We start from the raw sequence: 24700 nt of genomic DNA, 5'->3' as shown, positions 1-24700 counted from the left end.
ATCATCTATCATGACTAGCGAGGGAATTAATTCTCTCGCTAGTCATGATAGATGATTTAGCTTAACATAAAAAAGACTCACGGCATGACTTTGCTAGCTTTATCATACTTGTCAAGTAATTGGAAGTCATGCCATGAGTGACCAAGAACTCACAGCTCATTGCTCAAATCTGATTGCTAAAAGCTCAAAACAATAAACAATGATTTTATTACAAACGAATGTTCCTTCTGATTGGGCAATGTTTTTTGGACATTTTCATCCTGTAGTAGTTCACCTACCTATCGGAATGCTGATGATTGCTGCCATATTAGAACTTATTTCTCGTAAAAAAGGACTCGAATCTTTACAACCTGCTATAGCGCCCATTTTGTTTTGGGGTATGATTACGGCAGTGATATCTTGTATTTTTGGTTATCTGCTTTCTACTTCTGGTGAATACAATGAAGAAACATTATTCCTTCACCAGTGGATGGGTATTGGTGTAGCATTAGTTGCGTTAGCGGCTTGGTACATGAAAGTGAATTGGCAACAAGACCCAACCATGAAGAAAGCCTATATGCCTGCTGTTTATTTAATTGTGATTTTATTAACAGGAACAGGACATTTAGGGGGGAATATGACGCATGGCGAAGACTATCTATACGCTTATACGCCCGAGCCTTTTCGTTCGATAGCAGGATTGCCACCGAGAACCAAAGGAGGAACAGGAGTTAGAAAGAAAATTGAAAATATCAATGAAGCATTGGTCTATCAAGATATTGTTGCCCCCGTAATGGAACAAAAATGTTGGTCTTGCCATAATGCCAATAAAATCAAAGGAGGATTGAGAATGGATACTCAGGAACTTTTGATAAAAGGTGGAGAAAATGGGGCAATCATCAAAGCAAATGATGCGACCAACAGCGAATTAATCAAACGTTTGCTATTGCCCGAAGAAGACGAACACCACATGCCACCGAAAGGGAAAACACCTCTGAGCGAACAAGAAATCTCGCTTTTACATTGGTGGATTCAAAACGGAGCGGGCTTTGATAAGAAAGTAGCACAACTAAAACCAGACGAAAAAGTAAAACCATTCTTAGCATCTTTGAGTAGCGGAGGGGAAACCAATAATACTAGTGGCGGAGAAAGTATTTCACCTGTATTTAACGAAAAAGTATCAGCCGCTACTGAAAGTGATATTCAGAAACTAACATCAATGAATGTTGTGGTGATGTCTGTATCAAAAGAACAGCACTTTTTAGATGTCAACTTTGTGAATGCTCGTTCTTTCGATGATTCAAAAATAAATCTTTTGACCAATCTATCTGATCAAATTATATGGTTAAAGTTGGGTAGTACAAAGATTACAGATAAGTCCTTAGCTGAAATTTCTAAATTAAAACATTTAACGCGTTTACATTTAGAACACACAGCCATTACTGATGTTGGGCTAGCCCAACTAAAGGATTTGAAGTTTCTGGAATACATCAATTTATTTGATACCCAAATAAGCGATACTGGCATCAAAGAATTGGCAAAATTGAAAAGCCTAAAAAAAGTATATTGTTGGCAAACTAAAGTTACTAAGCAAGGCGTATTAGCCTTACAAAAAGCATTGCCGAATGTTGAGGTAAATATTGGGTGGGAAGATAAAATACCTACTAATGATACCAACAAAGTAAATACACAGAAGGTGGTGGCGAAATAAGATTAAGCAAAAGCTACATGTATAAATACGGGTTAAATACGGTACACTTTACCGTATTTAACACATTGTTCTACTTACCAAATTTTGGGAATATTGTTATGTAAAATCCTCCTAACATAGCAATACCATGATACCACAACATATTCTGCCAATCCAATTCAAATTGGGTAAAAGAGCTACTTTTTTTGCGAATGAAATTATATTTTTTGAGGGAGAAATCAATTATACACGTATTCACTTTGCTTTTGGAAAAACAAAGGTAATCGCCAAAACCCTTTCTAAAGTTGAAGGAAGAGTTAATACCGATTCATTTTTGAGAATCAACAGAAAGTATTTAGTAAACCAAAAATTCATTCGGGAGGTAGATAAATATGACCTTATTTTGTTAGATGGCCGAATCCTTCCAATTTCACGTAGAAAGCGTTTTTGCTTGACTAAATAAATCTATTTAATACAGATTTGCGATATAACAATAACTTTGCTCATTGTTGCTTTGGTTTATTTTCCCGAAATTGTGCGTTAGTAATGTTGATTCTTACTCGTTTACGCAACTATTATATACACTTTGTGTTTATTTAAAAGTAAATGGTATGAGCATCATTTTACTAATTTATCAGTAACCAAAATAGGACTATATAATAGAAAGATAGTCAATCCAATAATGATACAAATCGATATTGCTGCACTTCGTGAAAACTATAGCAAAGGCAGCTTAGACGTTCAAGACGTAAGTGTTTCTCCGATAGAACAATTTCAAAAATGGTTTAATGAGGCTATCGCCAGTAAACTACCAGAGCCCAATGCTATGATTGTCTCAACGGTTGGCAACGATGCTAAACCTTCAGCAAGGATTGTCTTGTTGAAAGGTATTGATAGTGGCTTTACTTTTTATACAAATTACCTTAGCAAGAAAGGAACAGAATTAGCCGAAAACCCTAATGCTTGTATTACATTTTTTTGGAATGAACTTGAGCGTCAAGTACGCATTGAAGGAACTATTGAAAAAGTAAGTGCTGAAGAATCAGACGCTTATTTTCAAAGCCGTCCGTTAGGAAGCCAAATAGGAGCTTGGGTTTCTAATCAGAGTATGGTGATTGAAAGTAGGGAAGTATTGGAAGAAAGAGAAAAACATTTAAGAGAAAAGTTTGGTAATGACCCTATTCCCCGCCCTCCGCATTGGGGTGGTTATCGCTTAATACCAACTTATGTTGAATTTTGGCAAGGTCGTCCGTCAAGGCTTCACGATAGGATTGCTTATACAAAATTAGAAGAACACGTTTGGAAGATAGAACGTCTATCTCCTTAACTTTTATTAAGTCAGTGACTTTTTGGGCGTCACTGACTTAATTTTTATATCACTATTTCAAATGAAATAAATCAGTTACTCCAATTTTTTTGTAAGACGTATAGCCTTCGCCAAACTCTGCACCAATACTATGTCCCATTTCACGATTACGTGCTTCCACAAATTTCAAAAATGCAGGAGAAGAAAGATATGAATCAGGGTCTTTTGAGGTTGGGTCATAAAACTGACTTCTAAAAGCTCTGATTGAATCTTCTTTTTGTTGCCAGTATGCCGAAATATCTACTACGAAATCAGGGTCTATATACCTATCTTGAATATAATGATAAACATTTTTAGGTCGCCAAGCTTCTTGTAAAGTTCCATCATCCTCAAACGTTTCAACCATTCGTAGTCCCGATTTAAAACATGAATCTACTGCTAGCTCACAGCCTTTAATATGGTCTGGGTGACGGTCGTTAATGGCATTGGCTAACACGATTTCAGGACGATAGCGTCTGATTACTCTAATGAGTTTCATCAGATGCTCTTCATCATTGACAAAGAAACCATCTCTAAACCCCAGATTTTCGCGCGCATGAACTCCTAGGATTCTGGTAGCTTCAACAGATTCAGCCAAGCGAATTTCAGGTGTCCCCCTTGTTCCTAGCTCACCACGAGTAAAATCAACGATTCCAACTTTTTTGCCTTGCGCTATTTGCATACAAATCGTTCCAGCACAACCTAATTCGGCATCATCTGGATGTGCCGCCATCACCAATATATCTAACTTCATTGTAATATAAATTCTTATTTCTGAATTGAAAAACGTTGCAATTTAAACAGGAAATTGAGCTAAAAAACAAAAGAGCCAACAGATTTTGGTGCTGTTGGCTCTTTTTAAATATTATTACTATTAATTAATGAATTCTAAGTCTTCTTCCAATTCTTAAACTAGCAGAAATTCTCATACCATTCATTCTTGCTAATTTATCTACCGAAATTCCTGCTCTGTTAGCGATAGAATATAATGAATCACCAGAACGAACGGTTGTCCAAGCAGTTCTGCGTGTTTTTACTTTTCTAGCACTTGAACCATATTCGTTATCTAATGAAAGTCCGTAGGTATCGAATACTCTGGCAGAAATTAATACATGGTCTGAAACAGGTTCAGTTCTTTCACCAGAAAAATTAAATACATAAATCGCAGGGTTGAAAGGGTTCCCTTCATAGCGAGTCTCAAAGTGCAGGTGTGAACCTGTGCTTCTACCTGTACTTCCACCTAAACCGATTTGGTCACCAGCTTTTACATAAGCGCCAGATTCAAAGTTTTTAGCAGATAAGTGACCATAAAGCGTTTCTAAGCCATTATAATGACGAACTACCAAGAATTTACCATATCCACCGCCATCATATCCTGATACTCTGACAATGCCATCAAATGCAGCATAAACAGGGTCGCCAGTTTCTAAATCTAAATCAACGCCCGAGTGCATTCTTCCCCAACGAGGACCAAAAACAGACGTTAATTTTGGTGCTGTGTTTGGTACAGACCAGTATCTACCTTGTTCTTTATTAAATAGCTCAATATCTACTACATCGTCAAAATCTTTTGGATTAATATCGTAAGGGTCGATATTAGTAGCATCCCAAATAGAAAAATAGGTGGCTACTGACACAAAATCATCACTGCCTTCTGCTCTGGTTTCTTCTTCAATCTCAACAATTAAAGGTTCTCTTTCATCAACAGATGTTGTATCAAAAATACTTATCGAAGAATTTAGTTCTTTGGCAGGTTCAAATTTTGAGGAAGCAGTAATAGCCGACGAAGTAGCTACTGGTTCAGGAACATAGTCAGTCCTGAATTGCAGTTTGGGCAACTCATCTAAGGCTTCGTCTAAATTTTTGTTGCTTTTATCCTTTGCATTTGTTTTCACATTAATCTTAGGGTTTTTCTTAAAACTCCCAGATTCTTGTGAAAAAGAAATGAATGAAACGAGACAAAATACTAAGACTAATAATTTTTTAATTGTATTCATCTGAAATAAAATTAATAAAGAACGAAGATGCCATCAAAATAGGCTGTTAGTGTAATTCATTTTCAGCTAACCATCTTTCTGCATCTAAAGCCGCCATACAGCCAGTTCCTGCTGCTGTAATTGCTTGACGATAAATGTTGTCTTGTGCATCGCCTGAAGCAAATACCCCTGCAATATTAGTACGGCTCGATCCTTTTTCTGTGATAATATATCCTGCCTCATCCATATCCAAGAAACCTTTGAAAATGTCTGTGTTAGGTTTATGACCAATTGCCACAAAGAAACCTGTTACAGGTAAAACAGTGGTTTCGTTTGATACTGTATTTTTTACTCTTACGCCTGTTACACCTCCGTCATCACCTAACACTTCATCTGTTTCTGTATTCCAGTGCATTTGAATTTTAGGGTTTGAAGTAACTCTTTTTTGCATGATTTGCGAAGCACGTAATTCATCACGACGTACAATCATGTGTACTTTTGAGCAAAGATTGGCTAAGTAAGTAGCTTCTTCTGCTGCTGTATCACCACCACCAACGATTGCTACTTCCTGATTACGGAAAAAGAAACCATCACAAACAGCACAAGCTGACACGCCACGACCATTAAAAGCTTGTTCCGAAGGCAAGCCTAACCATTTGGCTGAAGCGCCCGTTGAGATGATAACGGTATCTGCTAAAATTTCGTGTGTATCATCAATGAAAACTTTTTTTGGACTTACTGAAAAATCTACCGAAGTAGCCATTCCATAACGTACATCAGTGCCAAATCTACGAGCCTGCTTTTCTAGGTCTTGCATCATTTCTGGTCCTTGAATTCCATTAGGATATCCTGGGAAGTTCTCTACGTCGTTGGTTATTGTTAACTGCCCGCCTGGTTGTGGCCCTTGATACATTATCGGTGTCAATCCTGCACGTGAAGCGTAAATTGCTGCGGTGTAACCCGCTGGTCCTGAGCCTATAATAAGGCATTTGGTATGCTCTGCCATTGTTAAGTTTAATACTTTTTGTACTTAATTTTTGTAATATTTATGCTAGTTTGCTAGTAAAATGAGAACAAAAATTTATACGTAAAAATTGCAGATAAAATCCAGAATGCCAAGAAATTATTCAAAATGAAATAGTGATATGGATGTTAAGTTGTTGATTGTCAGCAATATGAACTTGTTTTTGAAGTGTGTAAAAATATTTACAGAGAAATATAATTTGTACAAAACTAATTTTTATCACAAAACGATGGTCTGCTCAATGAAAGATTAGCCTGAAACTATACATGCGAAATTCGAGTTAAACATTGCCTTTCAAGCGTTTAACCGAACTTCGCATGCATAATTCTAAGAATTATTAAAGAGACTTATTTTGTCAATTCAGTAGTATAAACTACTTTCCCTTCTTCATTGATTACTTGAACGAAAAGTTTGTTCCCAGTGGCTGAAAATACCATAAAACCATAATCAGAAAGTGCTAATTTACTAATTGGCAAAGTGCCAATAGGCGTTTTTTCTGAAGCAGAACCTGATACAAAATAATGTGTTTTACCTTCAGGTAATAAGTGTTGTAAATCGTGGTCATGTCCACACAAATAGGCATCAACCTTATGCTTGTCTAGTACTGATTTTAACGAAGCACGGATAGCACGTGTATCATAGCTTTCTCTTCTTTTTTCAGTAGCCGTAAAAAGAGGATGATGACCTACCACAATTTTCCATTTGATGGATGGAGAATTGTTTGAAAGTGTTTTGTCTAACCAAACTTTTTGAGCAGTACTATCTTGACTAACAACTGCATTGCTGTATTCACCCTTATAAAATTCAGGGATAAGAGGATTAGTATCGATAAAAGCTATCAATACTTGTTGGTTGGCATCACCATTGATAGAAAACGTCTTTGAGTAATAACGAGCAGGCATATTCCAACGGCGACTAATTTTTGAATAAGCTACCTGTGCATCTGGATTCGATTTGTAATCGTGATTCCCCAACACTGGAAACCAGTCCCACTGCAAAGAGAAATCAGTATAAATATCCTCAAAAGAATATTTCCAAAGTGGGTCAAATTCGCTTCTAACACCACTTGGATAAAAGTTGTCTCCCGTAGCAATGATAAAGTCGGCCTTGATTTTTGTAGCTACTTTCCCCATTTGGCTAGCTACAGGTTTTTGATGGTCGGCACCATTTCTACCCCAATCGCCCATTACTAAAAAGTTTAAAGCACCTGCATGACTATTCAGCTCAGTGGTTTGACCTACCGCTATTCCACTGGTAAATAATGAGCATACTAAACAGAAACTCTTGAAAACATTGATTGATTTCATTATGTAAAAATTAAAGATAAAATTCTAGATATTTTATAAATCTTTTAATTGACGTTATTAGAGGTATAAAGACATTAAGTTGTCAAAAATAATGGTCTTTGCAGTCAATATTTGTTATGGTACGGTTAATTAAAGCGAATCGTATGAAAAATACTTTCAAGTTGAAGGTTTAGTACAAATATATATTTACTTTGTGCCAAACTATGGAAATAAAAATATTCAATACAGATCAAGAAATACTTACGTCGCTTGCAGAAAGTGATGCAAGAGCTTTTGATTTTCTGTATCAAAAGTTTTTTTCCAAACTTTATGCTGCTGCATATAAGCGACTTCAAAATCGTGAGTTGACAGAAGAGGTAATACAAGAATTGTTTATTTCCTTGTGGGAACGTCGTAAGTTGTTGACTATCACTACAACTATTGAAGCTTACTTATTTACTTCTGTGAAATATCTGGTAATTGCTCAGTACAAGAAAAACGATTTGTTTGAAAAGTATTCTAATAGTGTACAACCAGCGGACGACTATAATTTTACGGAACAAATGGTTGCCTTTGACGAATTGAACGAAGCTTATCAAAAAGCGTTACAATCGTTGCCTGAAAGATGTAGGGAGGTATTTTTGTTGAAAAGAACGGGACTATCACAAAGAGAAATTTCTGAACGCCTAGACATCTCAGAAAAAACAGTTGAAAATCAAATGACCAAAGCTTTGAAAATACTAAGAGAAGTATTGAGCGATTATACGGCACTATCTATTATATTAATACCTACACTACACTAATGTAAAAGTTAATTTATTAAAATGTTCCATCATCATGAGTCAATTAAATAATCCACACGACAAGTTCTTTAAAGAAACGTTCTCCAGACTAGAGATTGCACAGAGCTTTATTGAAGAAACCTTTCCCACTGAAATTAGAGAGAGAATAAATTTGTTTAAATTAAAGAAAACAAATGCTTCGTTTACGGATGCTGATTTATCAGAGCATTTGGCAGATATTGTTTATCAAACAGAATATGCTGGACAAAAGGCTTTGGTCTCATTACTTTTTGAGCACAAATCTTATCCAGAAAAATATCCTCATCTACAGCTTTTGCGTTATATGAATAACGTATGGTTAGAAGAACAGAAACAAAATAAACAATTATCTGTCGTTATCTCCACGGTTATTTATCATGGTGAGGCTCATTGGAAAAAGCTTTCGATGATTGCTTATTTTGGTAATCCTCATGAAAGTCTCCATCAGTTTATTCCTCAATTTGATTACCTGCTATTCTCCCTTAATGAGATTGAAGATTATCAAATTGAAAATTTTAAAAGTGATTTGCTGGGTGTCACAACGATGTTAATGAAGCATAGTAGAGACAAAGCGAATAACTTTTTGAGTTTAACACCTTTCTTGGTTAATAAGCTAAATGCTTTAGATATTGCCCATCAGGATGATTTTATTAAGACTACTTTTCGCTATATTGAAGAAGGTATCAACTTGACACAGAACAAATTATCGCCTATATTTACACAGGTTTCACAAAATGTAAACAACATTGCTATGACTATTGCAGATGAAATTAGAGCCGAAGAAAGAGAAAAAACTACATTTAATTATGTTAAGGGATTACTTCAAAATGGGGCTTCTATTGAATTAATTTCAAAATCTTTTGGCATATCTATTCAAAAGGTAGAGGAAATTATTAAGAAATTGAAAAGCTCTTCTAATTAAACAACATTGATATGACTATTGCAGATGAAATTAGAATGGAAGAAAGAGAGAATATTATTTTCAATCATATAAAAGGATTATGGGAAGATGGTAAAAAAGCAGAATATATTGCGAGTGTTTTAAAACTTCCGTTTAAAGAAGTTGAAGAAATTATCAAAAAAATAGAAAATACTTCAAAGTAAAGACTATTTAATTATTTAATAAAATATACTCAAACAAGCTCAAAAGGCTTGTTTTTTGTTTTTCGGTAAATTGATGGCTTTTAATTATTTCATTTGTTAAAAAAAATATTTCTATCAGCATAGGGGAAAAGTACGGCTTGTTTCACTTAGTATTTGAAAGCGAAATAAAATGAAACTAAATCAAGAAATTATTGAACGTTATCTGAACAATGAAGCCTCGGAAGGAGAAATATTCTTTGTTGAAAGATGGTACGCTTCATTTGAAAATAATCCAGATGGACTAAGTGAATTAAGCCAACTAGAACGTATTGAACTTGAAAATAAGATTAAAAAATCTATTCGTGAAGAAATCAAACGTCAGGAAAGATATACTCCTCCTCGTTGGGTTTGGGCGGTGGCTAGTATGGCGGCTATGCTAGTCATTGTAGCTGGACTTTCGTTTTATTTTATTCCAAATAGCCATGAAAAAATAAGCAAAATCAAATCTGATATTCCAATTTCGGATTGGGCAAAATATGAAAACTCTTCTGCTAAAATTTTAAAGGTGGTATTGCCAGATGGAAGTGTAGTGCTATTACAACCAAAAACCCAATTGAGTTATAATCAATCTGACCGTTTGTATAGACAGGTAAACTTAAAAGGGGAAGCTTTTTTTGATGTGAAAAGAGATGAAAGTCGCCCTTTCCTGATTTATTCAGGTAAAATGACTACCACAGTTTTAGGAACTAGTTTCAATGTAAAAGCATATCCTGCTATGGAAACTTTTGAGGTATCAGTCGTTACAGGAAAGGTATCCGTGAAAAATGAAATAGAAAAAGAAGTGATTTTATTACCTAAACAACAAGTGGTGTTGGAAACAAAGACAGATGAGATGCTGGTGAATTTATTACCTACTGATAAAACTTTTTACTGGGAATTATCATCATTACAATTCGATGATGATAACATGCAAAACGTCGTAGAAAGAATAGAACAAAATTTTAATGTAAGTATCGATTTATCTCCTAAACTCCGAAACTGTCGCTTGAGCGGTAATTTTGAAAATGTACATCTCTCTACCATCCTCGAAATAATTTGTAGATCCATCGAAGCTGAGTATGTAATAGATGGGCAAAATATTTCACTGAAAGGAAACGGATGCTCTTAAACTAACTATCAAATCAATATTGCTGTAGAATACTTACTGCTCTCTCTCAATTTTGAGAGAGGTGGGATAATATGTCTCAAATAAATCAAAAACAATACTAAATTTAATTAACCGATGAAAAAACTTCTAGCTACAAAGCATCTAATGCTTACGATTATGAAAATTACAATTAGTCAGTGCCTTTTCTTTGCTATTTTTTCGGTGATTGCTCTAGGCTCTCCGAGCAAAGCACAGCAGATTCTCAATAGAGAAGTATCCTTAAAACTCAATAATGTGAGTTTGAAAGTGATATTGTTGGAAATCGAAAAACAGTCGGGTGTACATTTTGTGTATAGCAATAATTCAATTCATCTTGATAAAGAAGTAAGTCTTGAAGTAAATCGTGAAGCCCTCAGTATTGTATTACCTAAACTTCTTTTCCCAAACCAAATTCGTTATGAGGTAATTGAAGAACAGATTATTTTGAAAAGGAATAAAGAACAATCAAACGTTTTTCCCAGTGAAAAAGAAGAGGCTATTATTGAAGAAGAAAAAGTATCAGGGAAAGTAGTTAGCGAAAAAGGAGAAGCCCTCATTGGTGTAAATATCTTAATAAAAGGAACTACACGAGGTACCGTGAGTGACGCTGAAGGTAAATTTAGTATGGTAGCCAAAGATGGCGAAGTACTAGTGTTTTCATTTATTGGATTCAAAAAACAGGAAGTAAACGTAAGCCTTAAAGACGTAATGCAGGTTGTTTTGAAAGAAGATAATGAACAATTGGGTGAAGTTGTAGTAATTGGCTCACGTTCTACAGTGGCTCGTACGAATGTCGAGAGACCAGTACCTGTAGATGTAATCAGTGCAAAAGAATTGCAGTCGACTGGGCAAACGGAATTATCGCAACAAGTGCAATTCATGTCGCCCTCATTCAATTCGGCCAAAAATGGTATTAATGGTGTAGCCAACTATGCTGACCCAGCATCTTTAAAAGGACTATCTCCCGACCAAATGTTGGTGCTTATTGATGGCAAAAGACATCATCAGTTTGCGGCACTCAACAATAATGTGACCGTAGGAAAAGGAACAGTGGTGACAGACTTGAATGCTGTGCCTTCACTGGCATTGGAAAGAATGGAAATTCTACGCGACGGTGCCGCCGCCCAATATGGCTCTGATGCTATTGCGGGTATCGCCAATTTAGTGTTGAAAAAATCTGTCAACAATGGTTCTGCTCAGATTCAGTATGGTGTTACCTCCGAAGGGGACGGTGGTGGATATACCGCGGCAATCAATTATGGTTTCTCATTAGGCAAGAAGGCTTCGTTGAACCTTACAGGAAGTTACCAAGATGTAAAAGGAACTGACCGCTCAGACCCATATAATCCCCAGCCAGTAGCAGGAGGAGCTTATACGGGAATTTATACCAACGTAAAAGCAACAGATGAAGCAGCTTTGAAATCAAGAGGATACTGGGGAGATGGTACTTATGGTTCATTTCGCCCTACAGCTTATGGAAGTAATGCAATGAAATCTGGTCAAGTATTTTATAACCTTGATATTCCATTAAAGATAGATTGGACTTTATATTCTTTCGGGGGCTTTTCTCAAAAAGATGTATTTGCACGTGCTTTCCTCCGTACCGCTTTGCCTACTAGTGCTACTTCCAATGTAGATTTATATCCTGATGGTTATGTACCAGAACTACCTGGTACTTCTGTTGATTATTCTTCTTTTGCAGGTATTAAACGTAAGACATTTACAGGTTGGAACTGGGACTTTAGTACTGGCTATGGTAGAAATTACCTTGATCAATCTGCCAAAAACTCTTCAAATGCTTCTATGGGAGCATCTTCTCCAAGAGATTTTTACATCGGTAGAATTTCATTTGGTCAAAGTTTGACGGAAATAAATGCCTCAAAAACTATACTTGGTTTGTGGAATACAAAGTCTGTTAACTTTGCTTTCGGTACGCAGTATCGTGTAGATAACTTTTCACTTAGTGCTGGTGATGAAGCATCGTATTTGATAGGACCATTGGCAGCTTCAAAAAACAAAACACCAGGTTCACAAGGAAGGGTTGGTATCGATAAGGCTGATGTAAAAAGCGTAAACCGTTCTAATATAGGGATATATGCAGATGTGGAAAGTGATATCACTAACCGATTATTAGTTGCAGCAGCCTTACGGTATGAGAATTATAGCGATTTTGGTAGTAATATTTCTGGGAAATTGGCGTCAAGAATAAAAATTACAGAGGATTTATCTATCAGAGGGTCAATCAACAAAGGTTTTAGAGCACCACTGCTTCAACAAATTGCGAATGCTGCCACCACTTCTACAGTACAAAATGGCATAATTAGAAGTACTAAACAATTACCTTCTGACGAACCACGATTGAAACAAATCGGGATAGAAGACCCCAAGCCAGAAACTTCATGGAACTATAATTTGGGGATTACGGCAAAAGTGGGCAATAGCCTTTTGTTAACCGTTGATGCCTATCAGATTGACATTACGGATAGAATTATTATCACAGAAAACCTGAATGTAAATAACATAGCTGCCTTGAAAAACTTATTCCCTAATTTTCAAGAAATCACCTTTTTTACCAATGCTATCAATACTGGAACAAAGGGGATAGACGTAGTGGCGTCTTATAAAAACTCAATCAGTCCTAAAAGTAAATTTACGGCAAGCGTTGCCCTGACAGTCAACAAAACTGAAATTACTAAGATTAAAGCAACGCCTACGGCTTTACAACAAGATACTAAAGCTCCTGTAGTATTGATTGATACCGTAAGTAGAGCCCTCATAGAAACCAGTCAGCCACATACTAAAGTTTTGGTATCTTTAGGTTATCAAGTAGGCAAGTTGAGTATAAACTTCAGAAGTTCATACTTTGGCGAAGTTACCGCTTGGGAGAAGCCGTCAGGACAGAATCACCGTAGCCAAACATTTGGAGGAAAAAATCTATTTGATGCTTCGGTAGTCTATAGTATCAATAAGTCTTTAAGCATTACTATCGGAGGAAATAATTTTACAAACGTTTATCCTGACAAAGTGCTGAGCAATTATGCTTCTTATTCAAACGGACAAGTACCCTATACCAGAAATGCGAATCAGTTTGGTTTCAATGGAGCATATTATTATGGTAGCCTATCGATTAGACTGTAAAGTGTATCGATAGTTAAATCTCAAGGCTCAAAGCTCACAGCTATTATTAATTACTGAGTACAACTTAATAACTATTTAAAACTTGACCAATTTATTATTATTACTTATTTGCCTAACCATTGGTGTATTCCTCAGAAAACTGAAAGGTTTTTCTGAGGATGCCCATACGGTGTTGAATACCATTATTATTTATGTTTGTTTACCTGCGTTGACTTTCCTAAATACTACCGAAATTCATTTTAGTAGCCATTTATTATTGCCTGTTTTAATGCCTTATATTATTTATGTGGGGTCATTCATATTTTTTAATTTGCTAGCACCATTTATAAAAATAGACGATAATACCAAAGGAGCTTTAATTCTTACCGCTGGCATCAGTAGTATTTCATTTGTAGGTTTTCCGATTTTCGAAGTGCTTTTTGGCAAGGAAGGGTTACAATATGGTGTATTAATGAGCCAAGCAGGCTCTTTTGTGGTGTGTGGCACTTTAGGTATTTTTACAGCATCCTATTACTCATCTTCTGCTGATTTTTCATTTGGAAGAGTAGCCATTAATATTTTTAAATTTCCTCCATTTCTGGCTTTTTGTTTAGCATTAATACTAAATCTTTCAAATTATCATTTTCCTGTATGGGGACAGCAAATTTTAGATAAACTCGGAAGTCCCTTTAGTTTTTTAGCATTACTTTCTATTGGCTTACAAATTAATTTTAACAAGAGCCAATTAGACTTAAAAGCACTCTTCTATGGGTTGTTTTATAAATTATTTATTGCTCCATTGCTGATTTTTATCATTTATATGCTCATTTTAGGAGAATATTCAGCTTTAGGAAAACTTTGTGTAATTGGGGCTACTTTAGGGTCAATGAATACTGCTACCATCATCGCAGTAACTTATAAGCTCAATCCAAACTTAGCCACCCAAATGGTCAGTATTAGTATTCCTTTATCCTTATTGAATGTGTGTATTTGGTATGGACTAATGCTATATTTTTAACCTTTAACTATTTTGCTTTAGGCTGTAAGCCGTAGGCATCAGGCAAAATGTTCACGATAAATACATATTAATTTTGCTTATTGCTTAAAGCCTATAGCGTCTGTCAAATACTTTATATTTTACTCAGAAAACATTGCCAATAAACAAATGCAACTTAAGCTATTTTTTATTAAACAATTGAGCGTCAAATAACTGAAATGCTAATCATCAATCACTATTTACCAATTACTACGTAAACAATTTTAATTTCCATGAAAAAACTATTTAAAAATTTAACTTTTTGGGTACTTACAGCCATCACAGCGGGGGTATTGTTAGGGCATTTCGCACCAGAAATAGCCTTACAGCCTATTTTAGAAAAACCGATAAAATTTAGCCTGTATTTATCTGAATTTGAGATAAAAACTAGTTTTAGTGAATTGCTAAGTAGTATTTTTATCAGCATTGTGAAAATATTTATTTGTCCTATTATTTTCATCACCATCATGCTAGGCATTATTTCGATGGGAGATTTAAAAAAGGTGGGTAAAGTAGGAGCTAAATCGTTGTTGTATTTTGAAGTTGTTACGACATTAGCACTGTTTATTGGAATAATCATGGCAAATATCATTCGCCCGGGCGATGGTGTAGTTACTTCTGAAATAAAAGGAGGCGATATTTCTAAATATACTAAATCTGCCGAATCATTCAGTTGGCTAAAGTTTTTAATGGATAATGCTACCCTTCAAATCCTTATTTTAGCCATTATATTAGGCGTTATATTGAGCAATTATTCCAAACGAAATGAGATTGTCCAATTTCTTCAGCCAGTATCTAAGAAAATATTTTGGGCTTTACACAAAGTAATGCTTTTTGCCCCTGTGGGTGCTTTTGGAGGAATGGCTTTTACCATTGCTAAATATGGTGTTCATACACTTTTACCTTTGGGTAAACTAATGGTAACAGTATATTGCACAATGGCAATTTTCATTTTTGTAGTATTGTATTTTATTTTGAGAATGTATAAAGTCAATCTCTGGAAATTTTTAAAGTATATTCGTGAAGAGTTACTGATTGTTTTAGGGACATCTTCATCAGAAGCAGCTTTACCGTCGTTGATGGAAAAACTAGAGAAAATGGGTTGTTCAAAATCAGTAGTAGGCTTGGTAGTGCCCGCGGGATATTCCTTTAATTTAGATGGTACCACCATTTATTTATCTATGGCAGTACTTTTCTTGGCGCAAGTATTCAATGTTCATTTAGATTTGCAACAGATTCTGACAGTCATTGGCATTTTGATGGTAACTTCAAAAGGCGCGGCTGGAGTAACAGGCAGTGGTTTTATTGTATTGGCTTCTACACTAACAGCGATTAAAGTAATACCTGTAGAGGGACTAGCTTTATTGTTGGGTGTTGATAGATTTATGTCGGAAGCAAGAGCTATTACCAACTTTATTGGAAATGGCGTAGCTACCATCTGGTTAGCCAATAATGAAAAAGAGTTTGACCGCGAACAAATGGAAAGAGTGCTTTGAGTGCAGAGTTTGGAGTTTTGAGGGAGGAGTTTTTTATAAAACGTAGTGGCAATCCCTTGCGGTTGCCGTTGTATGAGATTATTCTAGGATTTGGTAAACGCAAGGGATTGTCGCTATTGATTATTAATTTTAAGGGAATAAATATATAAACCGATACAATAATTACGATAAATAATTATGCAAATAATTGAAAATCAATATTTAAGAGCAAGTGTTAATTCGCTAGGAGCAGAGCTAGTAAGCCTATTTAATAAAGAAAATAGTGTGGAATATATGTGGGAAGCCAACCCCGCTTTTTGGGGAAAGAGTTCGCCTGTATTATTCCCTATTGTAGGAGCATTAAAGAATAATCAATACATTTATCAAGGACATACCTATACGCTTCCTCGCCATGGTTTTGCTCGTGAAAAAGTATTTAAGGTTGAATCAAAAACAGAAGATAGCATCGTTTTCTTGTTAACGGAAGATGAAGGAACCTTGAAAATATTCCCATTTACTTTCGAATTTCGTTTGATTTATACATTAATTGGGAAAACGTTGTCGGTATCATATTCGGTTACAAATACTGGGAATGATGAAATGTATTTTTCAGTAGGCGGTCACCCAGCTTTTGCTGTGCCACTTTCGGAAGATACTGTTTATGAAGATTATTATTTGGCATTTGATAAAACAGAAGATTTTCCACGATGGGAATTAGCCAATGGTGGATTAATCAAAAAAGAAGCGAGTACTTTCTTAGAAAACACCAATCGTTTGCCTTTAACAAAAGAATTGTTTTATCAGGATGCCCTTGTTTTCAAACACCTGCAATCTACAGAAGTAGTTTTAAAGACAGATAAAGCTCTGACACAATTAAAATTTACTTTTGAAGGCTTTCCATTTTTAGGAATTTGGGCCGCCATTAATGCCGATTTTGTTTGTATTGAACCTTGGTGTGGTATAGCAGATAGCGAAATTCATGAGCAAGAATTAATAGAAAAAGAAGGTATGGAAGTTTTGGGTTCTAACCAAATATTCTTGCGTACTTGGACTGTATCAGTTTAATAAAATTTTATGTTGAATTGTTTAGGCAATGTTTTTTCTAATCAAAGGTTCATCATTGTTTTTTAACCTATTCCTAATACATCGTAATTTCTTAGCTTATCAAAAACCATTGACTTACTTTTGCGACAGTTTTTGAAACAAACCATTTTTTGTGACACTTCATTATGAGCCAAATTTCAATTAGGAAACAAGATGCCTTAGACTATCATTCAAAAGGTCGTCCGGGTAAAATTGCAGTAATTCCCACCAAAGAAACCGAAACACAGAGAGACCTTTCATTAGCTTATTCGCCGGGTGTAGCCGAGCCATGTTTGGCGATTGCGGCCAACCGAGAAGACGTTTATAAATATACTTCCAAAGGTAATTTAGTAGCTGTAATCTCAAACGGTACAGCCGTGTTGGGATTAGGTAATATCGGAGCCGAAGCCTCAAAACCAGTGATGGAAGGTAAAGGCGTATTATTTAAAATCTTTGCAGATATTGATGTATTTGATATAGAATTGAATACAGAAGACCCCGAAGAAATAATTAGAACTGTAAAGATTCTAGAGCCAACTTTTGGAGGAGTAAACCTTGAAGACATCAAGTCGCCAGAGTGTTTTGAAATAGAGGAAAGACTGAGAAAAGACCTCAATATTCCTATCATGCACGATGACCAACACGGCACGGCCATTATCTCGGCAGCAGCTTTGTTGAATGCTTTGGAATTGGTAAACAAACGTATCGAAGAATGTAAATTCACGATTTCGGGTGCTGGAGCCGCTGCTTTATCGTGTGCTAAATTATATTTGGGCTTAGGTGCTAAAGTAGAGAATATATTGATGTTTGATAAAGACGGTCTGGTTTCTAAAGAACGCACAGACTTAAACAAATATGTTCAACCTTTTGCTACTGAACGTACTGATATTCATAATCTGGCAGAAGCAATGGTTGGGGCGGATGTATTTCTTGGCTTATCAGTCGGAAATATCGTTTCTCAACAGATGATAAAAACAATGGCAAAAGATGCTATTGTTTTTGCCATGGCTAACCCAACACCAGAGATTTCTTATGAAGAGGCAGTAGCTGCTCGTGAGGATATCATCATGGCGACTGGTCGTTCTGACTATCCTAACCAAGTGAATAATGTATTGGGTTTCCCTTATATTTTCAGAGGTGCTTTGGATGTAAGAGCAACGGAAATTGACGAAACAATGAAATTGGCGGCTGCTAAAGCGTTGGCTGAATTAGCCAAAAAGCCAGTGCCTGATATTGTAAACTTAGCTTACAACGAAAAGAATTTATCTTTTGGTAGAAATTATATCATTCCTAAACCTGTTGACCCACGACTGATTACTACGGTAGCACCAGCAGTAGCCAGAGCAGCGATGGAAGCAGGATTAGCACAAAAGCCTATTTTAGACTGGGATGCTTATGAACTAGAATTGAGTAAGCGTTTGGGCTTAGATAACCAATTGATGAAATACATTTTCAACAAAGCAAAACGCTCACCTAAGCGTGTAGTATTTGCCGATGCTGAAAACTTGAAGGTATTGAAATCTGTACAACAATCGAAAGATGAAGGTATTTGTGTGCCGATATTGTTGGGCGATAAGACTAAAATCAGAAGAATTATTCAAGAGAATAACCTAGATTTAAGCGAAGTACAAATCATCGATACACGTGCCCCAGAAACGATTGAACGATTGAAAGAATATGGCGATATATTCTTTAATAAAAGAAAACGCAAAGGCTATAACCAATACGAAGCCCACAAACAGATGCAAGTACGCAGTTACTTTGCCTCGATGATGGTAGAAACTGGCGATGCCGATTGCGTAATTTCGGGTCTTACGCGTAACTATCCAGATGCTATTCGTCCTGCTTTACAAATTATTGGTCGTGAAGATGGCGTGAAGAAAGTAGCAGGTATGTATATACTCCTTACTAAAAAAGGGCCAGTATTTTTCTCGGATACGACAGTAAACTTCAACCCAACAGTAGAAGATATCGTAGAAATCACGGAACTAACAGCCAAGGCAGTAGAGCGTTTTAACTTAAAACCAAGAATCGCTTTATTGACTTATTCAAACTTTGGAACTGCCAATGGTGATGATGCTGTAAAAATGCGTGAAGCAACCGCTATTTTACAAAAGAAGCATCCAGAGATGATTGTAGAAGGAGAGATGCAAGCGCACTTAGCTTTTGATAATGAATTGATTAAGGAAAATTATCCTTTCTCTAAATTAGCAGATGAAGGAGCCAATACTTTAATCTTCCCTAACCTTTCAGCTGCTAACATTGCTTATAACTTATTGAAAGAAACGAGTGATATAGAATATATTGGACCAATATTATTGGGATTAAGAAAACCTGTTCACGTACTTCAATTAGGATCATCTGTGAGAGAGATTGTCAACATGGTAGCCATTGCCGTAGTAGAGGCACAAGGCAAGTAATTTTTCCCAATACAACTGATGGCATGACTTCAAGTCATGCCATCAGTAACTAATGCTAATATTGATTACTAGCAATTGTTAATCGCTTTTGTATCTTTTCTCTTAATAATTTAGGCTCCAATACTTCCATTCCATCTCCAAAGCCTAATATTTCCCTTTCCAGTTCGAAGTTTAGCTGAACTTTTATTTGAATAATTATTCCTTTATGGTTTCTTTCTATCACCTGCTGTGAATGATGAAGCGGTTTAGTTTCTACATAAGGAGCATGAAGATTTGATACCTGAATACGTACTCGACTGTTTCTAATATTATGGCTAACTGTTGCACCAATCACATGATAATAATACAATTCTGGGCTATACCTTAGGTTTTCTATATAAGGAAACTCTGTATCAACTTGTAAATCTAAGATTCTATCAAGAGCCAAATTGGTAATAGAGTCTCTATCGTGTTTTACGCCCACAGCAAACCATCTATTTTTATATTCCTTCAACCACCATACATGGAAATGAAATTGGTTAGCATCTCTGGCTTTGAATGATTTGTAATTGATATATACTGCTTTTTTCTGAAGAATAGCTTGATAAATGGTATCTAAGTAACCCAGCCCACGCAAATTCTCATTCTTCTCAAAGTCAATTACCGACGCTCTTTTTTCTTTATTACTATAAATATGTTCTTCAAGCTTATTGACTACTTCGCTTAGTTGATCAAAATGAGAAAACCCTTTAAATTGTTTTAGCATATCAAGGGCTTCATTCATCCTTGATATATCCGCACTTGTCAGAGGTGTTTTGGTAATACTAAAATTAGGGTCTTCATAAGTATAATACTTTTTATCAATCACGATAATCGGTGCTTCATAGCCCAATTTTTCGCTCCTCATCATTTGAATATCAGCCTGAATACTTCTGCGGCTAATTCCTTTGTCGATTCCCTCATATTCATAAAGGGCTTCCGATACACTTTCAATTAAATCTTCGAGTGTCCATTTTCGTTGACGATTCTGCAAACAAGTATCAATGGTTTTATAACGGATTAGGGCATTTCTGTTAGTAGGCATATCAACTGAGTTTTGAATTGTGAGTGAGGGGTTGTCACTGTTTGAAGGCAACTTATTTTAGGCAATGATAAAATATTTTGCTAAAAATAGAAAATAAATTTTACTACGCAAAAAGACTGCGTTGTGGCTTTGCAACTTTGTAGTGTCAACAATGAAAACAGCCTATAATGATGAAATTTAACTGGTTTAAAGATGCTGTTACGCTCTCTAAAAACTATGAAGGAGCACCAGCTTATAAAGTAAGTCCTGAAATGGAATTATATTCTGCCTCAGTGACAAGTATGATAGAAGCTACTACTTATGAAGATGAGGATAGCAGACAAAAAAGAATTCAGGAATTAATGACTAAAGTAAGTCCCGAGTTTGTGGCAAAGCTTGCAGTGTATGTACGTCAGCAAATGTATTTGCGAACAGTGCCTGTCTTGCTCTCTGTTGAATTGGCAAAAGTTAATCAAGGGAATAGTTTAGTTAGAAAAACCATCGAACATATCGTTGTCAGACCAGATGAAATATTAGAAGTATTAGCTTATTATCAAAAAAGCAATGTTCGTACAGGTACAAAACAACTCAATAGATTATCAAAACAAATTCAGAAAGGTTTAGCCAATGCGTTTAATAATTTCGACGAATATCAATTTGCAAAGTATAATCAGGCTAATGGGATTAAGTTGAGAGATGCTTTATTTTTAGTACACCCTAAGCCAAAAGACGAAGCTCAACAAGTAATATTTAATAAAATCGCTCAGAATACTTTAGCTATTCCCTACACATGGGAAACAGAACTTTCAGCTTTAGGACAGCAGTCTTTTAACAATAAGGATGAAAGAAAACTCGCCTTTAAACATAAATGGCAAGAACTAATTGATTCTCAGAAAGTAGGCTATATGGCTTTGATGCGTAATCTAAGAAACATACTTGAAGCTGATGTAGAAGAAATATACTTACAAAAAGTATGTACTTATTTATCAGATAGCCGAGCGGTAGCTAATTCAAAACAATTGCCATTTAGGTTTTTAGCAGCGTATAGAGAATTATCTAAAGTTAATCATGGCAATGTTCCATTAATTCTGAATGCTTTAGAACAAGCTATAAAATACAGTGTAGCTAGTTTGAAAGGATTTGATAATCATGTAAAAGTGGTCATTGCTTGCGATGTTTCAGGCTCTATGCAGAAAAGTATTTCTTCTAAAAGTAAGATTTTATTGTATGATATAGGTTTACTCTTAGGGATGATTTTGCAATCAAAATGCAAAAACATAGTAACAGGCATATTTGGCGATACTTGGAAAGTAATACAATTACCAACCCAAGGAATTTTGGCAAATGTTGATGCTTTTTACCGACGAGAAGGAGAAGTGGGCTATTCAACAAATGGCTATTTGGTCATACAAGATTTGATTAACCGCAAGTACATTGCAGATAAAGTAATGATGTTTACTGATATGCAATTGTGGGATTCAAGAGGAACAGATGAATCTTTATCGCATAATTGGAAGCAATACAAAAGAATCGCTCCAAATGCTAAATTATATTTATTTGATTTAGCTGGGTATGGTCAAGCACCCATCAATGTGCAAAGAGATGATGTATTTTTAATTGCAGGATGGTCAGATAAAATTTTTGATGTATTATCTGCTCTTGAATCTGGGGAATCAGCTTTATCTATGATAGAGAAAATAGCGCTTTAAGATATTTACAGGATGCCGTAGATGCTGAGTTACTTCGTAGCAAGATTAGGGGAGGAATGACGAGATTGAATAAGATTCAATGAGGTCATCTTGGTTCGACTCCAGCAATGCAATGCCCCGCCCTCAGTGTACTTTTTGCTCTTGTAAAATGAGTGTCGTTAATCAAATGTTACTTCGTGGTAAAAGCTCTATGCTTTGGGTTCGAGTCCCAGCTTAATACAACATTTGATGCCTGTTACCTCAAAGAAATGAGTGCCGTAAAAAAGAGATACTTCGTCTTAACTATTGGGTCGTGAGTTCGAGCCTCACCTTCTCTAATCGAGTTGTAGCTCAGTTGGTAGAGCAAATAAATCTCTTTTTGTTTTTTGCCTTATAAAATACATCTACACCTATTCTTTATGAATCTCCTCTATTTAAACTATGAAAAACAATTTTGAAAAAATTAAATAAAACCAATGAACATTTTACTAGAAGAAACAATCGTCCAAGAAGATTTGCAAGCCTTGGGCGTACAATCAGAAGAAGCTTTAGCCAAGTTTTCAAGAGTTGCTGGGGGCTTAATAAATAATGGAGTCTATCCAAAAGCACAAGTGCTATTGATGTTTGCGCAAATGATAGAATCACCTAAAAAGTTTTCGTTTTCTAAAAATAAACTAACGAATCTAGCACTTTATACCAAGCACCTAAAGGAAATAGGTCAGGAAATCATATTGAGTGAATATGGTAAGTCATTAATCGAAGCAGAGAATGCTAAACCTAAATTTGAATTACCTAAAGTAGGTCGCCAAGCCAATGTAGATATTGATTTAAGGGAAGAAGCTTTAGCATATAAAATTTATGGTGCTGCTCAAATTGAGCAAGGTGCATTAGACCAAATGCAAACTGCCATGAAATTACCTATTTCGGTAGCAGGAGCTTTAATGCCTGATGCCCATCAAGGGTATGGTTTGCCTATTGGTGGTGTATTGGCGACAACTGCCAACACCATTATTCCTTATGCAGTCGGCGTTGATATTGCCTGTAGAATGTGTATGAGTATTTTTGATTTGCCAGCCAATATGATTCAAAAAGAAGATAAATTGTTGAAAAAAGTATTAACTGAAAACACTTTCTTTGGCATGGGCGCAGAATCAGGAAAGAAATTCGATGATTCATTATTCGACCGTTCGGAATGGGGAGCACTCAAAATCACGCGTGATTTAAAGGATAAAGCATATAGACAATTGGGTACATCGGGAACAGGAAATCATTTTGTTGAATGGGGCGTTTTAGAGATTTTGGCAGAAGACGATTTAATGAATCTGCCTAAAGGCTCCTACTTAACCTTACTTTCACATTCTGGTTCACGTGGTTTAGGGGGCAATATTGCGAATCATTATTCAAAAATTGCCATGAATAAAACTCGGTTACCTAAAGAAGCCAAGCATTTGGCTTGGTTGGATATGAATACCGACGAAGGACAAGAATATTGGCTGGCAATGAATTTAGCAGGTGATTACGCCTCGGCAAATCACCATGAAATTCATGATAAAATTGCGAGAGCCATGAATCAAACGCCTTTAAAACGCATTGAAAACCACCATAATTTTGCTTGGAAAGAACAATTGTCAGATGGAACAGAGGTGATGGTTCATAGAAAAGGAGCAACACCAGCAGGAGCTAACGACTTAGGGATTATTCCTGCTTCGATGACACAGCCAGGATTTGTAATTCGTGGCAAAGGCATTGATGCTGGTATTAATTCGACTGCACACGGTGCAGGACGAAGGATGTCGCGTACCAAAGCATTAGGAATGATTACCAAAAGCGATTTAAAAGACGCTCTTGATAAAGCAGGAGTACAACTAATTGGCGCAGATTTAGATGAAGCCCCACAAGCTTATAAAGACATTGATAAAGTAATGGCGTCGCAGGAAGAACTAGTCCATGTATTAGCCAGATTTTCTCCTAAAATTGTAAGAATGGCAGATGGAAGAGAGAAAGCTGAAGATTAATAACACGCTTGGTAGGATATTCTTATCAAGCGTTTTTTATTACTGCTCTTCTACTTGCGCTGAGAGGTAAATAGAAGGTTTGATAAAATTAGATTTTAATCAAAAAAGAAGACCTTAAAACGTTCAGAGAATGTTTTTATCATTCATTCGATTTGACCTTCGTAACAAATCGAATAGCGTAGTGTCCTGTTTCTGATGTTGTAGCCATTTTTTTGAATTTTGAAAAAGTAAGAAATTAACAATAAGGTAGCTTAGAGCAATCAGCTTTGAGTTCAATAATAGCATTCATCTGCCTATCTCTCAGTTAATTAAAATTAATAATTTTTTGAAATAAAACTGACAACGACAAGCGTATTTTTATTATACGGTAATGTTTTTCAAAATAAATAGGAGAAAACAAGCGATTAATTTGGCTTTAAAGGCTATTTGAAGGG

19 protein-coding genes are annotated in these 24700 nt (G+C 35.8%); 14 read left to right on the top strand and 5 right to left on the bottom strand.

The window, feature by feature from the left end; all coding sequences use genetic code 11:
• Positions 1 to 199: 199 nt before the first annotated feature.
• The 3 genes from AC07XN_RS06310 to pdxH all read left to right on the top strand — a co-directional run bounded on the left by AC07XN_RS06310 (position 200) and on the right by pdxH (position 2996).
• Entirely contained in the window at positions 200 to 1690 is a 1491-nt protein-coding gene (locus AC07XN_RS06310) for a c-type cytochrome domain-containing protein (protein WP_494742424.1), read from the top strand.
• Between the two features lie 127 nt (positions 1691 to 1817).
• Complete coding sequence (locus AC07XN_RS06305; protein ID WP_309912155.1) at positions 1818 to 2132, top strand: LytR/AlgR family response regulator transcription factor; 315 nt, start codon at positions 1818 to 1820, stop codon at positions 2130 to 2132.
• A gap of 219 nt (positions 2133 to 2351) precedes the next feature.
• Positions 2352 to 2996, top strand: a complete 645-nt coding sequence (gene pdxH, locus AC07XN_RS06300; protein ID WP_494742423.1) for a pyridoxamine 5'-phosphate oxidase — start codon at positions 2352 to 2354, stop codon at positions 2994 to 2996.
• Positions 2997 to 3048: 52 nt separating this feature from the next.
• Here the strand turns inward: pdxH and bshB1 are convergent, their stop codons facing one another.
• The 4 genes from bshB1 to AC07XN_RS06280 form a co-directional block, all read right to left on the bottom strand.
• The gene (gene bshB1 / locus AC07XN_RS06295; RefSeq protein ID WP_309912150.1) at positions 3049 to 3768 is read right to left on the bottom strand and encodes a bacillithiol biosynthesis deacetylase BshB1; all 720 of its coding nucleotides are present in this window, start codon (positions 3766 to 3768) and stop codon (positions 3049 to 3051) included.
• A 124-nt stretch (positions 3769 to 3892) separates the two neighbouring features.
• The gene (locus AC07XN_RS06290) at positions 3893 to 5011 is read right to left on the bottom strand and encodes a peptidoglycan DD-metalloendopeptidase family protein (RefSeq protein ID WP_323249303.1); all 1119 of its coding nucleotides are present in this window, start codon (positions 5009 to 5011) and stop codon (positions 3893 to 3895) included.
• 46 nt (positions 5012 to 5057) lie between these two features.
• Positions 5058 to 5996 (bottom strand): thioredoxin-disulfide reductase, encoded by a 939-nt coding sequence (gene trxB, locus AC07XN_RS06285; RefSeq protein ID WP_309912147.1) that lies wholly within the window; start codon positions 5994 to 5996, stop codon positions 5058 to 5060.
• Between the two features lie 365 nt (positions 5997 to 6361).
• The gene (locus AC07XN_RS06280; RefSeq protein ID WP_494742422.1) at positions 6362 to 7321 is read right to left on the bottom strand and encodes a purple acid phosphatase family protein; all 960 of its coding nucleotides are present in this window, start codon (positions 7319 to 7321) and stop codon (positions 6362 to 6364) included.
• 203 nt (positions 7322 to 7524) lie between these two features.
• Between AC07XN_RS06280 and AC07XN_RS06275 the strand changes: the two genes are divergently transcribed.
• The 9 genes from AC07XN_RS06275 to AC07XN_RS06235 all read left to right on the top strand — a co-directional run bounded on the left by AC07XN_RS06275 (position 7525) and on the right by AC07XN_RS06235 (position 19521).
• Complete coding sequence (locus AC07XN_RS06275) at positions 7525 to 8103, top strand: RNA polymerase sigma-70 factor (RefSeq protein WP_494742421.1); 579 nt, start codon at positions 7525 to 7527, stop codon at positions 8101 to 8103.
• Between the two features lie 34 nt (positions 8104 to 8137).
• A complete protein-coding gene (locus tag AC07XN_RS06270) occupies positions 8138 to 9043 on the top strand; it encodes an Rpn family recombination-promoting nuclease/putative transposase (protein WP_494742420.1) in 906 nt (301 codons plus the stop codon).
• A gap of 11 nt (positions 9044 to 9054) precedes the next feature.
• Positions 9055 to 9225: a hypothetical protein gene (locus AC07XN_RS06265; RefSeq protein WP_309912138.1), complete on the top strand. Its 171-nt coding sequence runs from the start codon at positions 9055 to 9057 to the stop codon at positions 9223 to 9225.
• Between the two features lie 169 nt (positions 9226 to 9394).
• On the top strand, positions 9395 to 10372 hold the full coding sequence (locus AC07XN_RS06260) for a FecR family protein (protein WP_494742419.1): 978 nt from the start codon (positions 9395 to 9397) through the stop codon (positions 10370 to 10372).
• Positions 10373 to 10486: 114 nt separating this feature from the next.
• Complete coding sequence (locus tag AC07XN_RS06255; protein ID WP_494742418.1) at positions 10487 to 13528, top strand: TonB-dependent receptor; 3042 nt, start codon at positions 10487 to 10489, stop codon at positions 13526 to 13528.
• An 82-nt stretch (positions 13529 to 13610) separates the two neighbouring features.
• Positions 13611 to 14525 carry an AEC family transporter gene (locus AC07XN_RS06250; RefSeq protein WP_494742417.1) on the top strand — a complete coding sequence of 305 codons (915 nt, stop codon included), beginning with the start codon at positions 13611 to 13613 and terminating at the stop codon, positions 14523 to 14525.
• A 251-nt stretch (positions 14526 to 14776) separates the two neighbouring features.
• Complete coding sequence (locus AC07XN_RS06245) at positions 14777 to 16039, top strand: cation:dicarboxylate symporter family transporter (RefSeq protein ID WP_494742416.1); 1263 nt, start codon at positions 14777 to 14779, stop codon at positions 16037 to 16039.
• 177 nt (positions 16040 to 16216) lie between these two features.
• Positions 16217 to 17083, top strand: coding sequence for an aldose 1-epimerase family protein (locus AC07XN_RS06240; protein WP_494742415.1), 867 nt, complete (start codon positions 16217 to 16219; stop codon positions 17081 to 17083).
• A 164-nt stretch (positions 17084 to 17247) separates the two neighbouring features.
• Complete coding sequence (locus AC07XN_RS06235; protein WP_309912127.1) at positions 17248 to 19521, top strand: NADP-dependent malic enzyme; 2274 nt, start codon at positions 17248 to 17250, stop codon at positions 19519 to 19521.
• 55 nt (positions 19522 to 19576) lie between these two features.
• Here the strand turns inward: AC07XN_RS06235 and AC07XN_RS06230 are convergent, their stop codons facing one another.
• A complete protein-coding gene (locus tag AC07XN_RS06230) occupies positions 19577 to 20584 on the bottom strand; it encodes a helix-turn-helix transcriptional regulator (protein ID WP_494742414.1) in 1008 nt (335 codons plus the stop codon).
• Positions 20585 to 20751: 167 nt separating this feature from the next.
• On the opposite strand from AC07XN_RS06230, the gene AC07XN_RS06225 reads away from it, so the two are divergent.
• Both AC07XN_RS06225 and AC07XN_RS06220 read left to right on the top strand, forming a co-directional pair.
• Entirely contained in the window at positions 20752 to 22272 is a 1521-nt protein-coding gene (locus tag AC07XN_RS06225) for a TROVE domain-containing protein (protein WP_494742413.1), read from the top strand.
• 455 nt (positions 22273 to 22727) lie between these two features.
• Positions 22728 to 24266: an RtcB family protein gene (locus AC07XN_RS06220; RefSeq protein WP_494742412.1), complete on the top strand. Its 1539-nt coding sequence runs from the start codon at positions 22728 to 22730 to the stop codon at positions 24264 to 24266.
• The last annotated feature ends 434 nt before the right edge of the window (positions 24267 to 24700 follow it).

The organism is Arcicella sp. GW458-12-2-14-TSB2 (genome assembly GCF_059423785.1).
This window is presented reverse-complemented; position numbering and strand designations above follow the sequence as displayed.